Annotated in this window: 1 protein-coding gene; it reads left to right on the forward strand. The window is 61.8% G+C overall.

The genetic code is table 11. From position 1 onward, the window contains the following. Positions 1-23: 23 nt before the first annotated feature. On the forward strand, positions 24-1,086 hold a 1,063-nt coding region (locus tag ACF1B9_RS38045), incomplete at its 3' end, for a condensation domain-containing protein (RefSeq protein WP_391746970.1).

Here is a 1,086-nt window from a genome sequence, read left to right on the forward strand (position 1 = left end):
GGCCTCGCCCGGAACGGCTGCCGTTGTCATTCGCGCAGCGCCGGCTGTGGTTCCTGCACCGCTTCGAGGGCCCCTCAGCGACATACAACGTCCCCATGCGGCTTCGGCTCCAGACCCCACCCGACACAGAAGCTCTGGTATCCGCGATTCGTGACGTCGTACGACGGCACGAAAGCCTGCGCACCATCTTCACCGAAATCGACGGCACACCAGTACAACACGTATTGCCCGCCGAAACAGTCGACATCCCCGTCGACGTTCAGCAAGCCACAACACCAGCACAGCTGGAAACACTGGTCGACCAAGTCGCCCGACACGAATTCGACCTGCACACACAAATCCCTATACGCACCCGAATCATCAACACCGACGACCACCACTACACCCTGATACTGGTCGTCCACCACATCGCCGCCGACGGATGGTCACTCGTCCCACTGATGCGAGACCTCTCCGACGCCTACGCAGCACGCTGCGACGGAAACGAACCCAACTGGGAACCGCTCACCGTCCAATACGCCGACTACACCCTCTGGCAACGCGAAATCCTCGGCACCGAAAACGACCCCGACTCCCTCCTCTCACACCAATTCAACTACTGGCGCACCGAACTCGCCAACCTCCCCGAACAAACCACACTTCCCTTCGACCGACCCCGACCCCCCACCGCCACCTACCACGGCGACATACAACCCCTCCACATCGAACCCGACACCCGCGACGCCATCGAACACCTCGCCCACCAACACGGCGCCACCCCCGCAATGATCACCCAAGCCGCCCTCGCCGTCCTCCTCAACAAACTCGGAGCCGGCAACGACATCCCCCTCGGCTCCCCCATCGCCGGCCGCACCGACGACGCCCTCAACAACCTCATCGGATTCTTCGTCAACACCTGGGTCCTACGCGTCAACCTCCAAAACACCGACACCTTCACCGACATCCTCACCCAAGTCCGCGAAAAAGCACTCGCCGCCTACGCCAACCAAGACGCACCCTTCGAACAACTCGTCGAACTCCTCAACCCCACCCGCACCACCGCCCACCACCCCCTCTTCCAAATCTCCCTCGCCTTCCAAAACAACA

Origin of the sequence: Streptomyces sp. NPDC014727 (assembly GCF_043083485.1) — a bacterium.
In the GTDB taxonomy this organism is placed as follows: Bacteria; Actinomycetota; Actinomycetes; order Streptomycetales; family Streptomycetaceae; genus Streptomyces.